The sequence below is a fragment of the Priestia sp. 179-F W1.4 NHS genome (assembly GCF_045369295.1).
GTDB classification, from domain to species: domain Bacteria; phylum Bacillota; class Bacilli; order Bacillales; family Bacillaceae_H; genus Priestia; species Priestia zanthoxyli.
In genome coordinates this window covers 70,130-88,515 of the sequence record NZ_JBIQFF010000005.1, presented here as the reverse complement: position 1 = coordinate 88,515, position 18,386 = coordinate 70,130, and the positions used below count along the sequence as shown (strand labels likewise).

At 38.4% G+C, this 18,386-nt stretch carries 23 protein-coding genes; 13 read left to right on the top strand and 10 right to left on the bottom strand.

Annotated elements, in window-relative coordinates; genetic code table 11:
- Positions 1 to 13: 13 nt before the first annotated feature.
- On the bottom strand, positions 14 to 1,183 hold the full coding sequence (locus ACH0CI_RS20940) for an MFS transporter (protein ID WP_047750855.1): 1,170 nt from the start codon (positions 1,181 to 1,183) through the stop codon (positions 14 to 16).
- Positions 1,184 to 1,287: 104 nt separating this feature from the next.
- Positions 1,288 to 2,046, bottom strand: coding sequence for a TrmB family transcriptional regulator (locus tag ACH0CI_RS20935; protein WP_033579145.1), 759 nt, complete (start codon positions 2,044 to 2,046; stop codon positions 1,288 to 1,290).
- Positions 2,047 to 2,264: 218 nt separating this feature from the next.
- Between ACH0CI_RS20935 and ACH0CI_RS20930 the strand changes: the two genes are divergently transcribed.
- A complete protein-coding gene (locus ACH0CI_RS20930; protein WP_335388290.1) occupies positions 2,265 to 2,492 on the top strand; it encodes a hypothetical protein in 228 nt (75 codons plus the stop codon).
- Positions 2,493 to 2,524: 32 nt separating this feature from the next.
- Here the strand turns inward: ACH0CI_RS20930 and pssA are convergent, their stop codons facing one another.
- A complete protein-coding gene (pssA, locus tag ACH0CI_RS20925; protein ID WP_182029361.1) occupies positions 2,525 to 3,016 on the bottom strand; it encodes a CDP-diacylglycerol--serine O-phosphatidyltransferase in 492 nt (163 codons plus the stop codon).
- A gap of 170 nt (positions 3,017 to 3,186) precedes the next feature.
- Between pssA and ACH0CI_RS20920 the strand changes: the two genes are divergently transcribed.
- The 3 genes from ACH0CI_RS20920 to ACH0CI_RS20910 all read left to right on the top strand — a co-directional run bounded on the left by ACH0CI_RS20920 (position 3,187) and on the right by ACH0CI_RS20910 (position 4,691).
- Positions 3,187 to 3,594, top strand: a complete 408-nt coding sequence (locus tag ACH0CI_RS20920; RefSeq protein ID WP_034269240.1) for a MarR family winged helix-turn-helix transcriptional regulator — start codon at positions 3,187 to 3,189, stop codon at positions 3,592 to 3,594.
- On the top strand, positions 3,587 to 3,928 hold the full coding sequence (locus ACH0CI_RS20915) for a DUF3147 family protein (protein WP_406902200.1): 342 nt from the start codon (positions 3,587 to 3,589) through the stop codon (positions 3,926 to 3,928). Before ACH0CI_RS20920 ends, ACH0CI_RS20915 begins: the two co-directional genes overlap by 8 nt.
- A 67-nt stretch (positions 3,929 to 3,995) precedes the next feature.
- Entirely contained in the window at positions 3,996 to 4,691 is a 696-nt protein-coding gene (locus ACH0CI_RS20910; protein WP_406902199.1) for a class I SAM-dependent methyltransferase, read from the top strand.
- Positions 4,692 to 4,885: 194 nt separating this feature from the next.
- Here the strand turns inward: ACH0CI_RS20910 and ACH0CI_RS20905 are convergent, their stop codons facing one another.
- From ACH0CI_RS20905 to ACH0CI_RS20885, 5 genes are all read right to left on the bottom strand, one after another.
- Positions 4,886 to 5,356 (bottom strand): DUF4188 domain-containing protein, encoded by a 471-nt coding sequence (locus tag ACH0CI_RS20905; protein ID WP_335388284.1) that lies wholly within the window; start codon positions 5,354 to 5,356, stop codon positions 4,886 to 4,888.
- Positions 5,353 to 5,907: a PadR family transcriptional regulator gene (locus ACH0CI_RS20900; RefSeq protein ID WP_335388281.1), complete on the bottom strand. Its 555-nt coding sequence runs from the start codon at positions 5,905 to 5,907 to the stop codon at positions 5,353 to 5,355. Before ACH0CI_RS20900 ends, ACH0CI_RS20905 begins: the two co-directional genes overlap by 4 nt.
- Positions 5,908 to 5,984: 77 nt before the next feature.
- Complete coding sequence (locus tag ACH0CI_RS20895; protein WP_013057274.1) at positions 5,985 to 6,116, bottom strand: hypothetical protein; 132 nt, start codon at positions 6,114 to 6,116, stop codon at positions 5,985 to 5,987.
- Positions 6,117 to 6,208: 92 nt separating this feature from the next.
- Entirely contained in the window at positions 6,209 to 7,105 is an 897-nt protein-coding gene (locus ACH0CI_RS20890; RefSeq protein WP_406902198.1) for a dynamitin family protein, read from the bottom strand.
- Between the two features lie 147 nt (positions 7,106 to 7,252).
- Positions 7,253 to 7,726 carry an Hsp20/alpha crystallin family protein gene (locus ACH0CI_RS20885; RefSeq protein WP_033579135.1) on the bottom strand — a complete coding sequence of 158 codons (474 nt, stop codon included), beginning with the start codon at positions 7,724 to 7,726 and terminating at the stop codon, positions 7,253 to 7,255.
- Between the two features lie 70 nt (positions 7,727 to 7,796).
- Here ACH0CI_RS20885 and ACH0CI_RS20880 point away from each other — a divergent pair, with 70 nt between their 5' ends.
- The gene (locus ACH0CI_RS20880) at positions 7,797 to 8,036 is read left to right on the top strand and encodes a hypothetical protein (protein WP_033579134.1); all 240 of its coding nucleotides are present in this window, start codon (positions 7,797 to 7,799) and stop codon (positions 8,034 to 8,036) included.
- A gap of 125 nt (positions 8,037 to 8,161) precedes the next feature.
- Here ACH0CI_RS20880 and ACH0CI_RS20875 read toward each other — a convergent pair whose 3' ends face one another.
- Positions 8,162 to 8,395: a hypothetical protein gene (locus tag ACH0CI_RS20875; protein WP_013057270.1), complete on the bottom strand. Its 234-nt coding sequence runs from the start codon at positions 8,393 to 8,395 to the stop codon at positions 8,162 to 8,164.
- Positions 8,396 to 8,407: 12 nt separating this feature from the next.
- On the bottom strand, positions 8,408 to 8,638 hold the full coding sequence (locus tag ACH0CI_RS20870) for a hypothetical protein (protein WP_033579133.1): 231 nt from the start codon (positions 8,636 to 8,638) through the stop codon (positions 8,408 to 8,410).
- Positions 8,639 to 8,822: 184 nt separating this feature from the next.
- On the opposite strand from ACH0CI_RS20870, the gene ACH0CI_RS20865 reads away from it, so the two are divergent.
- The 8 genes from ACH0CI_RS20865 (at position 8,823) to ACH0CI_RS20830 (ending at position 18,369) form a co-directional block, all read left to right on the top strand.
- Positions 8,823 to 9,827, top strand: coding sequence for an XdhC family protein (locus ACH0CI_RS20865; RefSeq protein ID WP_406902197.1), 1,005 nt, complete (start codon positions 8,823 to 8,825; stop codon positions 9,825 to 9,827).
- A gap of 2 nt (positions 9,828 to 9,829) precedes the next feature.
- Entirely contained in the window at positions 9,830 to 10,474 is a 645-nt protein-coding gene (locus ACH0CI_RS20860; RefSeq protein ID WP_335388274.1) for an NTP transferase domain-containing protein, read from the top strand.
- A gap of 18 nt (positions 10,475 to 10,492) precedes the next feature.
- Positions 10,493 to 12,823 carry a xanthine dehydrogenase family protein molybdopterin-binding subunit gene (locus ACH0CI_RS20855; RefSeq protein ID WP_406902196.1) on the top strand — a complete coding sequence of 777 codons (2,331 nt, stop codon included), beginning with the start codon at positions 10,493 to 10,495 and terminating at the stop codon, positions 12,821 to 12,823.
- A complete protein-coding gene (locus ACH0CI_RS20850; RefSeq protein WP_406902195.1) occupies positions 12,810 to 13,643 on the top strand; it encodes an FAD binding domain-containing protein in 834 nt (277 codons plus the stop codon). The genes ACH0CI_RS20855 and ACH0CI_RS20850 overlap by 14 nt, the downstream gene beginning before the upstream one ends.
- 1 nt (position 13,644) lies before the next feature.
- Positions 13,645 to 14,124: a (2Fe-2S)-binding protein gene (locus ACH0CI_RS20845; protein ID WP_406902194.1), complete on the top strand. Its 480-nt coding sequence runs from the start codon at positions 13,645 to 13,647 to the stop codon at positions 14,122 to 14,124.
- Between the two features lie 71 nt (positions 14,125 to 14,195).
- Positions 14,196 to 14,648, top strand: coding sequence for a hypothetical protein (locus ACH0CI_RS20840; protein ID WP_372454456.1), 453 nt, complete (start codon positions 14,196 to 14,198; stop codon positions 14,646 to 14,648).
- Between the two features lie 420 nt (positions 14,649 to 15,068).
- Positions 15,069 to 16,703: an MrcB family domain-containing protein gene (locus ACH0CI_RS20835; RefSeq protein WP_406902193.1), complete on the top strand. Its 1,635-nt coding sequence runs from the start codon at positions 15,069 to 15,071 to the stop codon at positions 16,701 to 16,703.
- Positions 16,657 to 18,369, top strand: a complete 1,713-nt coding sequence (locus ACH0CI_RS20830; protein ID WP_406902192.1) for a DUF2357 domain-containing protein — start codon at positions 16,657 to 16,659, stop codon at positions 18,367 to 18,369. Before ACH0CI_RS20835 ends, ACH0CI_RS20830 begins: the two co-directional genes overlap by 47 nt.
- Positions 18,370 to 18,386: the final 17 nt, after the last annotated feature.

The window sequence follows — 18,386 nt, the reverse complement described above, 5'->3', positions numbered from 1 at the left end:
TTTTTTTAAAAGCTTATTTACTGTGAAGCGTATCTGCTGTGCTTTCTGTTCGTGTTACCGCATAAAGAGAGAAGCAAAGACCAAGCAATACAAAAATAGACCCGACCCAGCCGTTATAAATAACAGAGTATTGATTAACGACAATTCCTCCGACATAGGAGCCAATCGCAATTCCTACGTGTGAAATCGCTGCATTGGTGCTGATTAAAATGTCCGACGTGTCGCGTGCACTATGAATAATTAAATTGCTTTGAGCCGGTGAGACCGCCCAGCTGAGCGCACTCCAAATAATCATAAGAAGCAAGAACACAACGAATGGCAAATGAACGCCAAAAGGCATAGCAATCATGCTAACAAAAAAGAGAGCAATCATGGTGATAACAGACGAAGAAGGGTTCCATCTATCAGAAACAGCTCCTCCAAGTCCTCCTCCTGCCACTGCAGCAAGACCGAAAATACCATAAATAATGGTCACCATCGTTGTATTTAATCCTAGCGTTTCTTGTAAAAATGGCGTGAAGTACGCATAAAGCGTTAAATGACCCGCCAGTACAAACAATGTTGCTAGGTGAATAGCAAGCATTTTTTTATTGCGTAAAGCTTTTACCTGAGTCTTTAAAGGTACAATTGGAGCGGGAGCTAGACGTTCCATTGTAAACCAAACGGTAATCATAATAATAGCAGTTAAGATTGCAATCATAACAAATACTTGACGCCAGCCAAGCGCATTTCCAATCAAAATACCAAGAGGAATACCCAAAACAAGTGAGCCGCTGATTCCCATAAACACAACGCCAATTGCTCTGCCTTGATATTCAGGCTTTACCATTCTAGAGGCCATTGTGGTAGATAGGACAATAATAAAAGAGCCGCTCGCAGCAGCGAGGATACGCCCAATTAATAGCATATAATAACCTGAACTGTAGGCTGAAAACACATTGCTCAATAAGAAAATAAATAATGTCCACATATAAACTTTTTTCCGCTCTATCTTAGCCGTCACATTTAGTAAAATCGGCGCAGACAAAGCATAAACAAACGAATAAATAGAGATTAAATAACCTGCTTTTGCTAGTGATACATGAAATGCATCGGCAATTAAGTCTAAGATGCCTCCTAGAATTAATTCGACCGTTCCAACAACAAAAGAAGCAATCGCAAGTATGTAAACTTTTTTATTCATCAAAAAACCCCCTCTTTAAAAAGTTACAACTAGAATAGTAACCTTTTTTAGAGTGGATTTCAATAGGTAATATTAAAAAGGTTACTGATGAATTAGTAACCTTTTTAATATCGCAGTCGAGTAAGCAGCTCCATGATCTCAGAATCCTGAAGAAGCTGCTCTTGATATTTCTTTGTAATATGGGTAAGTGCGACATCATGATAAAAGAAATCAGCAAAAACTTTTACAAGCGGCTGCGACATGGTTTTTATTGCTTTCCATGTCTCATGTTCAATGCCGGCAAATAAAAGGTAGGCATCGTCAACAATAATCAACTGCGACGGCTCAAGGTTTTTATGATCATCTATTGGATTTAATGTATGTAAATGTTTGAGGGCAGTCTGCAAGTTTCCTATGGTTAAGACCTCGACGTTTACGCCTTGTTTCTCTTTTTCTTCTAGCAATGAGCGGTAATGTTCCAACTCATCATTCCAAGCCGATAAAATAATAGAAGATTCCGCTTCTTGAATCAACTGTTCAATGTGAGCAGAAATAGAGGATTTATCTTTTAAACTCCAAACATGATCATCTGTAAACGTTCTTTTAATTTTATATGTTTTTAATTCATTAATGTCATTTTCAAAATCAGCAGTAAGTTTTTGAATGACGGTTTGAAGGGCTACCGCTGAATAAAGTTTCTTTTTCCCGGACAATGTATTTACTACAATGCCTTTATCAATTAAACGATTAAGTACTTCATAAATCTTTGCTTTTGGAACATGCGAATACGTGACAATCGAACTAGCATCCAGCGGACCTTCATTCGCAAGCAGCGCTTCATATACTTGACTTTCATACTGAGAAAAACCAAATTTTTGCAGCATAATTCTCTATTCATCATCCTTTCTTTTTTTTAGTATATCACGGTTTGTAAAAGTATTACTAATTGTAACTATATCTTATTAAACTATGTTCTAAATAATCAACAAAGATAAAAAATAGGCTATTAAAGGGTCTTTACTACGATAAAACTATTTTTAATCATGTGCTTTCCATACTAAAACACTCATCATCGGGTAAAGAAAAGAAAGAGGTGAAAAAAATGAAGAAAAATGAAAAACTACTGTTGAAAAAAATGAACATGAAACAGCAAAGAGAAGTGGCTGCTCAGCTTGAAGACGTACTGGATTCCTTACTGTCTCTTGAAGAAAAATTATGCTCAGCACCTGATAATAAGGAGTGGCTTTCTTTACAAGCTCAGCTTGAAAAAAGAGAACATGAGCTGAAATTCAAGCATAAAATGCTGTGTGAAGAATGGAATGCACTATAAAAGACAGGCATTTTGTCTGTCTTTTATGGCATCTAAATTTTTATGACCCGGATAGGACTCACCATCAAAATAGCTAAAATAATCATAAGATAAGGGTTCACATAATAAAACATGCCAAGCAGTGCGATAATTAGAGCAGGAAAAGGAATAGGAAGCCCTATAAAATAACCTACGGTTGGATTTGCGCTAAATTTAGCTAATCTCAACGCACCCATGCTTGGATAAATCATAAAAGCGAGTACCGTTAGCCAAGAGTGGGGAGAAAGAGTATGAAATAGCATTGCAGGCGCTACGCCAAAGCTTATAATATCAGCCAAAGAATCTAGCTCTACACCAAACTCACTGTTAACTTTTAGCTTTCTCGCAATTTTGCCGTCAAATAAATCGAAAAAAGCGGCTAGAAAAATAAAAAGAGCAGCTAAGCGTTCGTAGCTGTTCATATTAAAGGCTATGGAAAATACGCCGCTTAGCAAATTTCCAATCGTAAAGAGATTCGGAACCCATTTTAACAGTCGAAGAATCAATGTCATACAACCGCCTTTCACAGTGTGTACAATTAGTGTAACTGTTAAATCGTATTATTATGTGAGATGCAAGATAAAAAGAAAGGAGTATTGAAAACTGGCTGTCGTTTCTGTAATATATATCGTATAATACGATAATAACTAAAAATACGATATAAAGGAGCAGGATCATGAAAGTAGAGGAGTTAAACAGCTATTGGACGTCTATTTATTATCATTTGCACTATACGCATCAAGAGAAAATTACGCACCAAACCATACGTCTTTTGCAGCATATCGACAAATCATCTTCGGTTGGAATAAGAGAAATCGCAGATTATTTAACTATTTCACATAATACGGCATCTGAACATGTAAAGAGAAGCATCGAGAAAGGATATGTGTATAAAAATAGAGATATACAGGATGAAAGAAAAGTAATTCTGCATTTAACAGAAGCAGGAAAAGACATCTTAAAACGGAATTCAAGCTTGGATGAAGAAAAAGTATCAGCTATTTTACGCGAAATGACAGCATCTGAAAAACAGCTGATTCAACAGGCTTTTCAGTTATTGAGCGAGCGTGCAGAACATGTATAGTATCATCAAAATTTTAATGTCGGCTCTTATTATTGCAGGGGTAACAGAAATGGCCAAAAGATTTCCGGCATACGGTGGAATCGTGGCTGCTCTTCCAATTGTGAGCTTACTAAGTATTATATGGTTGTCAGTGCAAGGAGAAAAAAAGGAAGTGGTCAGTCAGTTTACACTTGGCGTTCTTTATGGACTTCCAGGCACTATTTTATTACTTGCTGTCGTCTATATTTGTGTAAAAAACTCCCTTCATTTGTTTGTGAGTTTATCCATAGGAGTTATGTGTTGGGCCTTGTTTTTAGTGCTTGAAAAGATGGTGATTAACCTAATTACTACATAAACTATTGGAATTTAATCCAATTTTCTGTAAAATAAAGGTCTAAGTAAAAGATAGGAGCTGAGTAGAGTTGAGTTTAGCAGAGAAAAAGTTAGGAATTGACCGAGTTGTTTTTATCGGCAGAACGTTTGAAGAGTATAGAGCTATGTTTAATTTGAATGACAAGCGTTTAAAAGGAAAAAAAGTGTTAGATTGTGCTAGCGGAGCCTGTTCTTTTACTGCTCATGCCTTGCAGCAAGGTACAATGGCTACTAGCTGTGATATTGCCTATACATTTACGGCAGAAGAGCTTGAAAAAAAGGGAAGTTTGGATTTAATTCATACGATGAATCAAATGCATCACGTACAGGAGCAGTATGTGTGGAAGTATTTTTCGTCTATTGATAATTTAACTGAACACCGAAAAAGAGCATTAAAAGATTGTATCGTTCATATGAAAAAGAACCCCGAAGCCTATCAGTACGGAGCCCTTCCTAATCTGCCGTTTCAAAAGAACGAATTTGATTTAACGCTTTGTGCAAACTTTTTATTTATGTACAGCGACCGGTTAGATTATCCGTTTCATTTAGAGGCTTTAAAAGAACTGATACGCGTTACAAAAGAGGAAGTGCGCTTGTTTCCTTTAACGGACCTGAGCGGCAAGATTTCTACCTATTTGCCGCGGCTTTTAGAAGAGATTGCGCCTCTAGTAAAAGGAACAGAAATAGCAGATGTCCCGTATGAATTTCAAAAAGGTGCCAATCAAATGCTGAAAATATATGTATAACAAATGTAATGAAGAGGCTGAGGAAAAAGTATTTTAGCCCAAGTGAAAAACGAACCCTTGATCAAACATGTTAATCAAGAGTTCGTTTTTTTTCTTTTGTTAGGGTGAACGTATGTTTCAACTGCGGCGTCACAAGCGGTTCAGCTCATGTATCCCATTTGTTCGTCTTTAGATTGGATTCATTTCGTCATGTCTTAACCTCTTTTAACATTCAAACGTTTTTTAGCAGTTTGAGTATGCTTCGTTATGGTTTCACATCCAAGCGCTTTAGCTAAGCCGAACGAAGGCATATTCACATATACTGATTCATAATTTCCTGCAGGAATGACGTACGTTTCATGATAAATGCCAACTGCATTCGTTTTTGAAGCCTGTTTATAAAAAGAATTCCAAGCTTTTAAGTGCTGAGGACCTTTGGCATAGGAGGTCAATTGATCAACTGACTCCCAATATTGAATCAGCGTAATGGTTCTTAAATTAAACGATCCTTGCAAAGATAAAAAGCCAAGATTTTTGTTTGCATACAACTCTCGAATCATAGGAGGCATTGCTTTAAATACAGGAAACCACTTGTGTACGGCTGTCCATTTATTAATGCGCATTCCTATAACAAAGACGACCAACTCCTGACCGGGCTTAGCCATTACACGATTGGAATGAATCATAAATTATGCGCCTCCTCATCATATAATTTATTAATCGTATCTTTGCACCATTCTATCGAAGCAGACGTTGTTCGTTTACCGTAGTCTAGGGTAATAAGCCAATACGTTCGGTCGGGAGAAGGGCTGTTAGAAATGCTGTCTTCAATTCCGCAATACATGCAATAGCGTTCAGTTAATTTCTCCTGCGCATTTTTTAACTGCGAAATTGTGAGCTGCTTTTCTTGATGACTACTAAAAAATAGTTTTAACAAAAGTTCATTTCGTTCTGAAGGGAGCTGCTTAATAGGTTCACGCAGCCAATCTTGCAGAACTTCTTTTCCTTTAGTTGTTATTGCGTACTCTTTTTTATCTGGTTTATCAGTTTGAACAACGGAATTTACCGTTGCTAGTTCTTCATTCACAAGCTTTTGTAAAGTGGGGTAAATTTGGCCGTAACTGATTTTCCAAAAGTGATTTAAACTTCGATCCATTAACTGCTTAATTTCATAACCAGTTCTGCACTCAGTGGTAAGCAGTCCTAAAATTGCATATGTTGTTTGATTTTCTTTCATTTCTTTCCTCACCTATATCTTTTTGATATATATATATTACCATAAACAGGATATTATTCAATAAAAAAACGCGAGAGTTATGCACTCTCGCGTCTAAAAAAAGGTTTGTATTGCTGAACCATCATTTGCGAAGCAGCAATAAATAAAAAGATAAAGCCTCCACACATTAGCAACATGACAGCACCTATTCTCCATAAAAGCTTTGGCATCAGCATATCTCCTTTTTTGAAGTTATTACCTATAGTGTAAAGAATAGCTTGCAAAAATTCTAGTCATAACTAAATATAATTTTATAACTTTTTTAGACTGACTCTTCCTTTGGATCATCTTCATCAAAAATAGGAACTTCTGTATACGCTTCTTCTTTTTCGAAAGCGGAAGAAGAATTCTCTTTATCCTCTTGTGCAGGCTTCGGTTTACCAGAAGAAATATCTGATTTAGCGTTTTTTAACTCTTCCATATCTTTTTGGATTTGGTTCGTGAAATCCTTTGGTATAGCTCCGCTTCCGTATGTAGCTCCGATGTTTAAAGCACCTCCGAGCTCCTTAATGCCCACTTGGCCAATATTGTTGTTTTGTTCGTATTTATCAAGAAAAAATTTATCAATATGAATAGGCGGAGGAGCATTTTCTAAAAGTGCCGCTTTTTGATGAATCAATCTTACTTCTTCTTGAAGAGAAGACGTTCGTTTTAGCATGTCCACCTGTACTTCAGTTAAAAGCGACATGCTTCGCTCTAATGCTGAAACTCTGTTATCTAGTTCGGTCATTTTTTCGAGATAAGGAGCCATTTGTTTCTCTACAGATTGTTCTACTAAGCTAGCTATATCCGGATAAGGCACAGCTTCTTTCTTTTTATCGCGAGGGTTTTGCGTGGAGATGATTTGTTCCAATTGCGCTACTTTTTCTTTTAAAAAATGAAGCTGCCTAGCAGTCTCTTGCATGTCTTTTGTATATGATTGTTCAGTGTTTTTGTGAGCATCTCTTTGTGAAGATGAAGAATCGTTGGAAAGCACTGGCTGAGCCTCCAGCTTTTTTTTGAACATTATGAGAGAACCCATCTGCGGTTCGAGTTTTAAAAAACGGTTCATGTGAACTTCAAGCGTGTTAATACGCTTGATTTGATGTTTGAAGTCCGCTAGCTCAGTTTGAAGATGTTGGTTAGTCTGTTTGGGGTTGAAAAATCCTTTCATAGACATTTCGCTTCTCCTCATCTTGGGCTTATTTCCTCTGTAATCACAGTTAGATAAATAAATATTGATTCAGTTTGGGAGTTAATATTAAATTTTTTGTATTTATAAATGCTTATGTGCAGCATTACATTTCATTCGTAAAACTACTAAACCTTATTCAATATGAATACGCTCTTCTTGAAAAAACTGCCTGTGATAAGAAAGAATAAGCAGTCCATTTTCAAATTTTGCACGCAGATGATGCGCATCTGTAGGCTCAGGCAATTCGATAATTCGGTTGAAATCTCCAGAAGGTCGTTCTTGTACAACAGGCTGCCCTGTAATGAGAGGGTGGGGCGAGCCTTTTAATAGAAGCCGGCTGCCTGAAACAGAAACGTGCAAGTTTTCTTTTAGATAACCAGGCAGGTCAGCGATAACAATGATCTCGTGAGGGGTAACATAAATGTCGATAGGTGGAAAATTACTTCTAGGAGGTTGAGGAGCGTGATGCGAATCCTGAGCAGTCATATCCATATTTTCTTTCATAAATTCGTTAAAAGCAGTTTGATCAAAAACACCGTTCCAAAAGTCGTTTGTTTGATATTTTTTAGCGAATTCCATCCACTGCATAAGTTTATCAAAGTCCATATGGTTTCCTCCTTACCACACATCATAAAAAGATGGAATTTGAATATAGTTTGAAAAGGGGGTGGTTTAAATGTCAGGTGCATCTATAAATATTAATATTTTAATGCTAAAGATAAATTCCTTTGAAAATGCGTCTGCGGTAAATATCGGACAGAATTTACTAGCAGACTGGAATAATTCAGATAAAAAAACACAGGGGTTTGGGCAAAATTTCGGTGATGATAGCGGGTTTATAGGAACGAGAAGCTGTGTTGATGATCGTGATCAAATTGATAGCCCATCGTCTTTTCAAAAAGTACCCATTTCATAGAAAGAGCCTAATAAATATAGCCAGTTCAGACGCAGGTTATATTTATTAGGCATCAGGTTGAATACTAGTAGACGAATAGATGAAGGTATGCTGCTAGTCATGCTCGTTAGAGGCGGTGTAGAAGCTTAAATTACGCTGTTTTTAACTGAGTTTGAATCGTTTACGTCTGAATCTATAATCCATGAGAACGGAGTTACGTTTGGAGAAAAATCTCCGTTTGATTCTCCTAGTCCTTGATTACGTTTATAAGATACGAACACGTCAAGCTGCTGATTAGGTCCTATGCTTAAAACGGATGAATTATCCAGAACGTTCACTTTGAAGGCTTGTAAGTTAATGACCATAGGTGAAAAAATCATATGGTTTCCTCCTTATTTATCATTTTTTGTTGCAAATGCATCCACATAATCATTATCTACAGTTTTGTAAGCAGATCCTGCTGAAAAACATTGATCAGCGAGCTGCTGTCCGAAGGCCTGATTTTTCTTTGCTGTGACATACCTTGTAACTTTTGACGTATTTCCAATAGAAATACTGCTTGCTTGATCAGCACTGCGAACGTTCAATTTTCCTAAGTTGATTTTTGTTGAGTCAAATAGCATACTATTCTCCTTTCAAACGACAGTTCTTCTAAGTCTTTAAAAGCTTATTGTAGCTTCGTTGAAAATATGAATAATACATGGATTCATTCCGAGACTAGAAGTAGTCTACTGTAGCGTATTTTAGTTCTCCACAAAACGTGAAAAGATTTTAAAAAATCAGTAGTAAAAGGAGGAAATAATAAAAATGCACGACATTTTACATACTGTAGAAAAATCAACAGTAAAAAGCGTGTTGGCATCGATTATTCATGTAGAAGGATCCTCTTATTTAAAAGAAGGAACCTCCATGCTGTTTCAAGAAAACGGGGAGAACATTGGGATGTTAAGCGCTGATTGTGTAGAAGCAGATCTTGCTGAGCGAGTAAAAGAGTTGTTCGACACTGAGCACGTATTAACCGTTACGTACAATTTAAAAGAAGAAGGTGATGCGGGGTGGGGACAAGGAGCAGGCTGCAATGGAATTCTCTATATTCTCCTAGAACCTGTAACTGCGAAGATGAAGCAAGATCTTTTGCGGGTAAAACGCCATTTAGATAACCGAAATCCTGTTTTGCATATTAAAAAATTAGAAAAAGACTTTGTTCAAACAACCTCTTTTTATGTAGAAAAGACGGGCCAAAAATTTGGTGCAAATAGCGACGAATCATCTTTTGCAACAGATGATTGGAATGGGAGAAAGAGCGGTATTCAACTTTCAAATTGCTCTCTGCTCACATATGCTCATCTATATAAACCGAAGCCTCGTCTAATTATATGGGGAGCAGGTGCTGATGCAAAATATTTAGTATCACTTGCTGCCAATACGGGGTTTTTTGTTACTTTATGCGACTGGAGACCGGCTTTATGTAATAAGGAACATTTTCCGCTAGCAGAGGAAATACAGATTGGATTCCCGGAGGAAGTAGAGAAACACTTGTCCGTTCAGAGCGATGATTTTGTTGTGATTATGACGCATAATTTTTATCGCGATCAAGAAATTCTCTCGCTATTAAAATCAAGTCCTGTGAAGTATATAGGAGTTTTAGGGTCTAAAAAGCGAACGCTTCGATTATTGAATACCGATATTCCTTCCCATATTCATTCGCCCGTGGGACTTTCTATAGGAGCGGTAGGACCGCAGGAAATTGCGGTTAGTATTGTAGCTGAATTAATTGAAATCCTCCGAATGTATGATGAAAAAAAGGGGTGAAAATGTCCGGGTTAAATATTGTTGCTGTTTACCTTGCCGCGGGAGCTAGTAAAAGGATGGGCATCAATAAGCTGCTGCTGCCTTTAGGGAATGGATGTTTAGGGAGTAAAGCTTTACGAACAGCGGTTTGTTCAAAAGTAAATCATACGATAGTAGTCACAAAGAAAGGAGATTCTCTTGAGTGGATTGACCCTATTCTTTTTTCAGAAGCATATCAGCAGAAGTGGAGTCATACTTCTTGTAGTAGCGCCTTAAAAGGTCAGTCTGCGTCTTTAAAATGCGGATTAAAAAAAGCAAAAGAATTAAGCGCTGATGCTATTATTGTGCTGCTGGCAGATCAGCCTCTTATAAGTATCGTTCTGATAGATACATTTGTTTCTCTGTTTGAAAAACATTTTTCCGTTCCGTTTATTTCATCTTTTTATCAAGGAATTGCCAGAGCACCGGTTTTATTTTCAAAACAAATGTTTTCGAGCTTGGATAAGCTGCAAGGAGATCAAGGAGCAAGAAAAATCATAAGACAAAACGGACCTGGAAATGGAATGTCTTATGAATGTACCGACGCTTCTCTTTTCATGGATGTTGATACAAAACAAGCGTATGAACGCATTAAAAAGATATATAAAGAGAAATGTAGACGGGTTTGATTGACGGAGGTGAAAAGAGTGGATGTTATTGGGAAAAGCGTGATTCGAAAAGATGCGTTAGAAAAAGTGACGGGAACAGCTCGGTACACGAATGATTACAGTTTTAAAGGTTCCCTTCACGCCAAAATAGTAGTCAGTCCTTACGCTCATGCAAGAATTCAAACAATAGACATTCAAGCAGCGATCGCTACTCCCGGTGTTCATGCAGTTGTGACGGGTGAGCATTTGCCGTTAACCGGAGAGGGAGTTCGTGACCGGCGACCGCTTGCGTTTGAAAAAGTGCGGTATCACGGAGAAGCCGTAGTCCTTATAGTAGCAGAGACTCCTGCACTCGCTGAGCGTGCGGCGAGTGCTGTTCATATTCAATATGAGCCGTTACCTGTCGTTCATTCTCCTAGCGCCGCTATTGACCCGGATTCTCCTTTAGTGCATGAACATATGCACATCTACAAGCATGATGAAACGGTGTATCCAGAGCCCGGCACCAACGTAGCAAACAGAGTCAAAATACGAAAAGGCAATATGGAAGAAGGTTGGCAAAAAAGTGAGTTAATAGTTGAAGAAACGTTTTCTCTATCTCCTTCAGATCACGCGGCAATGGAAACAAGAAGTGCCGCTGCTGAAATTCTTCCGAATGGATTAGTTAAAATTATCACTTCTTCTCAAGCTCCTTTTATGGTGAAAAAATTAATCAGTGAGTACTTTGAAATTGAAGCGGGAAAAGTGATCGTTGAAACACCGCTAGTAGGAGGAGGCTACGGAGGAAAAGCAGCTGTCCAGCTGGAGTTGCTTGCCTATATAGCTTCAAAAGCTGTTGGTGGAAGACTGGTTAAAATATTAAATACAAGAGAAGAAGATATGCTCACTTCGCCTGCTCACATAGGTCTAGATGCCAAAATCAAGTTAGGTTGTTCTAAAGAGGGACTCTTGCAGGCTGCTGACATTCTTTATTTGTTTGACAGCGGTGCTTATGCAGATAAAGGAACGGACCTGAGTAAAGCTGCAGCAGCTGACTGTACAGGACCTTATCGTCTTGAACATATTTTTTGTGATTCATTATGTGTATATACAAATCACCCTTACGCTTCTCCTTTTCGAGGATTCAGCCACTCAGAACTATTATTTGCGTTCGAGCGCACGATGGACATCCTTGCTAAAAAAGCAGGTATAGATCCTTTGGAGTTTAGAGAAAAAAATGCTATTTTGCCGGGCGATACTACGCCTACGCAAGTACGTTTAACGTCTAGCAGCGTGGGTAACTTACCAGAATGTATTCGTCGCTTGAAGCAGCTGATCAAATGGGAGGAAGGACAAAGAACGGTGCATGAAAACGGCCTTATTACTGCTAAGGGGATTAGCTGCGTCTGGAAAACCTCTACCATTGAAACAAACGCAGGTTCCGGTGTTATTCTAACATTCAATCCGGATGGAAGCGTGAATTTAATGTCTGGCGTTATTGAATTAGGCACGGGAACGAAAACCGTGCTCGCGCAAATACTGGCTGAAAAATTGCAGATGCGCGTGGAACGCATTCATGTACGAATGGAAGTAGATACTCAAACGACTCCTGAACATTGGAAAACGGTGGCTAGCAGAGGCACTTTTATGGCAGGAAGAGCGGTTTTAGAAGCCGCTGAAGATGTGATTAATCAATTAAAAAAGATAGCTTCTTGTATATTTCGAGCTTCTGAGGAAGATATCGAAATAAAAAATGAAAAAGTTTTTTTACGGGATGAGCCTGAAACATCCTTGGCCTTTAAAGAAATTGTATATGGCTATAAATATCCGAACGGAAATGCAATTGGAGGGCAAATTATAGGGAGAGGCAACTATATTTTAAGAGGGATGACCTACTTGGATAAAGAAACGGGAGCTGGGCGTCCGGGGCCTGAATGGACGGTAGCAGCTGAAGGAGTTGAAGTGGAATATAATCCTAGAACGTATAGATATCGTATTGTAAAAGCTGTCTCTGTTATTGATATAGGAACCGTGCTAAACGAGAAAATGGCACGCGGGCAAGTCATGGGTGCGATGAGTATGGGGCTATCGTTTGCAGGCAGAGAAACATTTTGGTTTGATTCAAATGGCCGTATTTTAAATCCTCAGCTTCGGAAATATCGTCCTCTTCGCTACGGAGAGCATCCGGAGTACGTAGTAGATTTTGTTCATACGCCTCAATTAGATGCGGCGTACGGAGCTAGAGGAGTCGGAGAACACGGGCTGCTTGGTATGCCGGCTTCTTTAGGAAACAGCTTAACGGTGGCGGCAGAAACAGAATTAAACCAACTTCCGCTTATTCCAGAATTGATTTGGAGAATGAAAGAAGGGAATGCTGATGATTTCATTTGACTTTGAATATCACAAACCTGGAACTGTTTCAGAAGCAGTTGCCTTGTTTCAAGAGTTAGAGAATCAAGGCAAACAGCCGCGGTATTATGCTGGCGGTACCGAAATTCTGACATTAGGCAGATTGGGTTTGTTTGTTACCCATGCTGTTATTGATATAAAAAATATACCTGAATTTCAACAAACCGAAGCTAATGAAGATTGGATGATTTTTGGTGCAGGAGTAACGTTAACTGAACTGGAAGATAAAAATTTGTTTCCTTTATTAAGTAAGTCTGCTAGCGAAGTGGCTGATCACACGGCTCGAAATAAAATAACGCTAGGAGGAAATATTTGTGGGCATATTTTTTATCGAGAAGCGGTATTGCCGCTGCTTTTAACGGATAGTCAACTTGCAGTGGCAGGTCCGGCTGGAATCAATATCTATTCGATTCACGACCTTTTTAACCGGCGTTTGCAGCTGAAAAACGGAGAACTTCTTGTTCAGGTGTTTGTTGAAACGAAGTATGCTGCCCTGCCATATATGAGTATAAAAGAGCGCCAGCAGTGGGACACAGGATATCCATTAGTGACAATAGCAGCGTTAAAAACAGAAGGAACCATCCGAGTAGCTTTCAGCGGAGTATGTTCGTTTCCTTTTCGCTCAGCAGAAATAGAAGAAGTGCTAAATCATAAAGAAACGCCGTTAGAAGCTCGAATTCAAAATGCTCTTGATTATATACCGGCTCCAATTTTAAATGATGGGGAAGGGTCGAATCGCTATCGCAAATTTGTGATTAAAAATTTATTGTTTGATATTTTCACAGAGCTGGGGGGAACGTAACGTGCTAAAAGATGAACGGTATAGAATAACAATTAAGCTAAAGGTTAACGGTGAAGAAAAAATGGTTGATATCCGAACAGCAGATACGTTGCTTTACGTATTAAGAGAAAAGCTGGGCCTTACCGGAGCAAAACCAGGCTGCTTAAACGGGGACTGCGGAGCTTGTACAGTAGGGATAAATCAGCGGCCAATGAAATCCTGCCTCATGTTAGCGGCAGAAACAGAAGAGAAAGAAATAATGACTATAGAAGGGCTGAAGAGTTCACCTATGCAAAAAGCTTTTATTGAACACTTTGCTTTTCAGTGCGGTTATTGCACATCGGGTTTTATCATGAATGCTCATTTGCTTTCCAAACACCATCCTTCAGGCAGTGACGATATTATAAAGGAGTGGCTTGCTTCCAATATATGCAGATGTACAGGGTATAAAGAAATTGAAGACGCAGTAAAATCTGTTTTACACTTTTCGGAGTGGGAGTGAGACGGGAAAAAGAAAAAATAGAATAACATTTACACGTGTTTAGAATAGTATGTGCTAAGGGTGTGGAGAATGTGGAATGGAAAAGCGGCTTTGACAAAGAAAGGGAACTGATCTTTGCCATTCAACGAAATCTGGATGTAGTAACAGCTATATTATTATTAACTGGCCAAATAACAATTATAGGCGTATTTGTGACACCCGGAGCTTTTCGTATTTCAGTAGGGGGACCTATTACAGGAACTAGCCGAATCGAAGGAAAAGACGGAGATGCGGGAATTAATATCATTATTGATATGATTGATGTGATTCTTGCGGCGTTGCTGCTTAATAACCAGATCAATGTGTCGGGCGCCTTTATTTCTTCTGGAAGGTTTACCATTAATGTAAGTGGGCCTATTTTTGGCGTTCCTAAAACAGAACCTGCATTAAGTGAACTAAATCAATCCTCTCAGTTTTTTCATCGTACCGTATCAAAACATTTTTATGTAAATCCTGACTTAGTTGAAAAATTTACAAAGGACTGATTAAGATGTCATTAACGGATATACCTACAGTAAGACCTTCAGAGACGAGTATTTTTCTTATCGCGCTGCCGCTGATTATTTTTATTTTTTTCTTTACTCAGCCAAAAGCATCAGACATCAAATAATCATGTAGCATAATGGCGATTGTATCACTGTGTACAGAAGCTGCCTATTTTTCTGTTCGTATCATTACCTCTTCATTCATTAAGCCCCTAACGCTTTTCTTTTCGGTCATGTTTCATTAAAATGAACATAAACATATATGTAGAGAAAAGAATAATGTAGTGTTTTCTAACGTTATAAAATAGCTTGCGATACGAAGAAAGCGTCTATAATAAAAGAAACGAAACTTTTGCGTGGTCAACTGACGATGCTTTTTATTTTTACAAACTGCAGTGAAGGCAGAAAGGAGAGAATTCGATGAGTTTGCGCGATCGGCTGCTTTATGTAGCGGAATATTATAAACAAATGGGTGGAGACGTACTTGTAAAACATGAAATAGAAAATATGCTTACACGCCGGCTTCCGATTTCTCTTTATCGATTGGAGCATATAAATCGAGAAGAAATGCGTATATCGGGCCACCACGCTGAAACATTTCCTTACGTGACTCTTGCTAATAAGAATATAGAGAGTGATGTGATAGTAGCATATTTATTCAGTGAAGACGGTCAGCGCATTTACTTAGTCATGATGAAAGGAGATGCAGGGGAAGGAACTGATCTGAAAGACATTCGTTTTTTTACTCCTGAACATGCCCGCGTATTGAAAGATAGTCATATTGTTATTGGTACAAGCATGGAAGCGAAAAGCTTTGAGGATAGAGTAGCTCTTTACCTTCCTTACAATATAGTAGACTTACCTAGCAATGATCAGCTTCAAGATGACTTGCATTTACTGCTGAGTATGCATGAACAATATATAAAAACATACGGAATGAGCAAAGAAATGATTGGCGATAAAGACGCCATCGTCCATATTCATGAGTATATTAAGAAATCTGGATTTACATATGAACGACAAGATATAGCCAACGCCTACTTTGCTTTAAAGACCAAGCCATTTATTGTTTTATCAGGAATGAGCGGGACGGGGAAAACAAAGCTTGCGCAGCTCTTAGCAGACAGTATCGGTGCCACGATTGAAAATGGAAGACAAGTACTCATTCCGGTTCGGCCCGATTGGCATGATAGTTCAGATTTATTAGGATATATTGATTTAAGAGGAGATTTTCGCAGAGGATCGTTTCTGTCGATTATGCAGCAAGCCATTCAGCATCCAGCTTACACATATGTTGCCATATTGGATGAAATGAACTTAGCTCGAGTTGAACATTATTTTAGCGATATTTTAAGCGTAATGGAAAGCAGAAGCTGGTCAAAAGAGAAAATCAAAACGGCTCCGTTATTTCCTGGACATAAGATGTTCCGAGATATTTATTTGCCATCTAACCTTCTCATTATCGGTACCATTAATATGGATGAAACAACTCATGGGTTTAGTCAAAAGTTGTTAGATCGTACCAACACCATTGAGTTGAATAAGATTCAGCTGGATTCTTTTGATTTTTTAGATGATAGAGATCCACCTCGGCACAGCATTGAAAATGTACAAATTCAAAGTCAATATGTTCACTTAAAAGATGCGTATGCTGAACATGCTGAGCTCATTCACGAAGTAACAAATGAACTGCTAACCGTTAACGAGATGCTTACAGAAATCGATTTGCAAATAGGTTACCGCGTACGCGACGAAATATGCTTTTATTTAATTTACGCAGTGAAAAGCGGGATGTTTACATTTGATCAGGCGTTTGATTTTCAGGTGCTGCAAAAAGTTTTGCCTCGTATTTCAGGAAGCGATGCTTACACATTTGACTTATTAAAAAACCTTTATTATTACTGTACAAATACGCTGCTAGATGATGAATTTGAGACAGCTGTCGTAAATGCAGACGGGATGAGATTCCCTAAGAGTGCACGCAAAATAATGGAGATGATGAGACGTTTTGAAGTATACGGATACACGTCATTTTGGATTAATACCGTACGTTGAAATTGAAACCGATACGTGTACGGTGGTTATAAAAGGAAAGAATAAGAAAAAAATAAAATCTGCAGAAGAAGTGATGTTTTTTTCTTGTACGGGAAAAGGAATCACACATGTAAAAGTACTAAATCAAACAAAAGGCATGATGACTTCCAAACCGCCGCTTGAGCCTTTATTTTTTGAAAATGAAACCTATCAAATTACAGTTGTTTCAAAAATTGAAACAAGCCTGTTTGTTAACCACGATTCAAAAGCATTTGAACAAAGTTTTCAAACCGTAGGATTTCCTTACATTTTAACAGGAAATATAAGCTTTCAAAATGAGGTAGGATATTCTACGTTTCATGTCTACAGTGAAATAGAAAAAGAGCTGTCTTTTACTCTTGAAATTTTCCCGTCAAAGATGAGCTACAAGACAGATTATGTACGTATGATTGATGAAGTGAACGGATACATCCATGATGTGGCATACGATATGCTCCGTAAAACGTATATTGAAGCAAAATCGGTTTGGTCTAAACAAGCAACATGGACGGAATTTTATCATGTGCTCTCTCACTATATGAAACCCTTTCTTCATTCTGTTCGTCAGATTGAGAATCAGCCGTTTCAATCGGTAAAAGTTGAACATGAGCTCATGAGAGGAGATCAAATAAAAAAACAAGATAGCCGTGCTATATCATTTGTCCGAACACACCCTACCTATCTTACATCTTCAAGCAGAGGGATTAAAATTAATCGGCATATAAAAGTAGTACCCACAAAAGCGATGGGCACAAGACATGTCGCTACCTATGATAATCTGGAAAATCAAAGTGTGAAATGGATGATGACGCAGCTGTATCACAAGCTAACTATACTAATTGACAAATTGATAGAAGATAGATATGTAAAAAAAGAAGCGGTGTCGGCTCTAGAAACCAATCATACCGAATTAAAAAGGCTGTTAAACAATGTGTTCTGGCAAAGAGTGAAGACCATACAAGTTTCAACTCTTCCTTCTACACTCCGTACAGCACCTCGCTACCGGGAAGCAAGCAGATATTTTATGTTCTTAACGCGAGGGTTGGCTCTTAACGGAGAGTTTTACCACCTTTCATTAAAAGATATCGCAACTCTCTACGAATACTGGACGTATGTTAGTCTTTTAAAAAAGTTGCAAACTTACGGCAAGCGAATAGAACAAAACATTATGACAACGACAGAACAAGGGCTGAACGTCAGGGTGCAGGCCTCTTATCATTGTTTTCAGGTGGGAAAAGCAGAAATAACGCTATGGTATCAAAAAGAATACCATCATACTCATACCGTTATCCAAAAGCCGGACTTGCTGCTTGAAGTAAAGCAAGGGGAGAAAAAAAGCGTATATCTTTTTGACGCTAAGTATCGTATCAAACCAAATCACGATACGCCCTCTCCTAGAGAAGAAGATATTAATACCATGCACCGTTACCGAGACGCTATTGTAGAGGAAAATGGAATAAAACCGGTACAAACAGCGGTTGTGCTGTTTCCAGGGAAAGCAGAAGGCTATAAGCAGCATCATTTTTATAAAAGTATTGAACGCGTTGGAGTGGGGGCGCTGCCTTTTTTGCCGGGAGAGGAAGGGCTAGTAGAAGAATTTATTAAAACTATTTGTACGGAAGAACCAAATCTTTTCAGCGCTGATTAGGTAAATAGGTAGAACGT

What these genes read in the sequence shown, in the direction of transcription:
- ACH0CI_RS20895 (WP_013057274.1), bottom strand. Translation starts at nt 6,116, where the DNA reads ATGCCAAAGCTTTTATGGAGAATAGGTGCTGTCATGTTGCTAATGTGT.
- ACH0CI_RS20890 (WP_406902198.1), bottom strand. Translation starts at nt 7,105, where the DNA reads ATGTCTATGAAAGGATTTTTCAACCCCAAACAGACTAACCAACATCTT.
- ACH0CI_RS20885 (WP_033579135.1), bottom strand. Translation starts at nt 7,726, where the DNA reads ATGGACTTTGATAAACTTATGCAGTGGATGGAATTCGCTAAAAAATAT.
- ACH0CI_RS20915 (WP_406902200.1), top strand. Translation starts at nt 3,587, where the DNA reads ATGTATAGTATCATCAAAATTTTAATGTCGGCTCTTATTATTGCAGGG.
- ACH0CI_RS20880 (WP_033579134.1), top strand. Translation starts at nt 7,797, where the DNA reads ATGTCAGGTGCATCTATAAATATTAATATTTTAATGCTAAAGATAAAT.
- ACH0CI_RS20865 (WP_406902197.1), top strand. Translation starts at nt 8,823, where the DNA reads ATGCACGACATTTTACATACTGTAGAAAAATCAACAGTAAAAAGCGTG.
- ACH0CI_RS20905 (WP_335388284.1), bottom strand. Translation starts at nt 5,356, where the DNA reads ATGATTCATTCCAATCGTGTAATGGCTAAGCCCGGTCAGGAGTTGGTC.
- ACH0CI_RS20920 (WP_034269240.1), top strand. Translation starts at nt 3,187, where the DNA reads ATGAAAGTAGAGGAGTTAAACAGCTATTGGACGTCTATTTATTATCAT.
- ACH0CI_RS20860 (WP_335388274.1), top strand. Translation starts at nt 9,830, where the DNA reads ATGTCCGGGTTAAATATTGTTGCTGTTTACCTTGCCGCGGGAGCTAGT.
- ACH0CI_RS20875 (WP_013057270.1), bottom strand. Translation starts at nt 8,395, where the DNA reads ATGATTTTTTCACCTATGGTCATTAACTTACAAGCCTTCAAAGTGAAC.
- ACH0CI_RS20835 (WP_406902193.1), top strand. Translation starts at nt 15,069, where the DNA reads ATGAGTTTGCGCGATCGGCTGCTTTATGTAGCGGAATATTATAAACAA.
- ACH0CI_RS20900 (WP_335388281.1), bottom strand. Translation starts at nt 5,907, where the DNA reads ATGAAAGAAAATCAAACAACATATGCAATTTTAGGACTGCTTACCACT.
- ACH0CI_RS20930 (WP_335388290.1), top strand. Translation starts at nt 2,265, where the DNA reads ATGAAGAAAAATGAAAAACTACTGTTGAAAAAAATGAACATGAAACAG.
- ACH0CI_RS20850 (WP_406902195.1), top strand. Translation starts at nt 12,810, where the DNA reads ATGATTTCATTTGACTTTGAATATCACAAACCTGGAACTGTTTCAGAA.
- ACH0CI_RS20935 (WP_033579145.1), bottom strand. Translation starts at nt 2,046, where the DNA reads ATGCTGCAAAAATTTGGTTTTTCTCAGTATGAAAGTCAAGTATATGAA.
- ACH0CI_RS20940 (WP_047750855.1), bottom strand. Translation starts at nt 1,183, where the DNA reads ATGAATAAAAAAGTTTACATACTTGCGATTGCTTCTTTTGTTGTTGGA.
- ACH0CI_RS20870 (WP_033579133.1), bottom strand. Translation starts at nt 8,638, where the DNA reads ATGCTATTTGACTCAACAAAAATCAACTTAGGAAAATTGAACGTTCGC.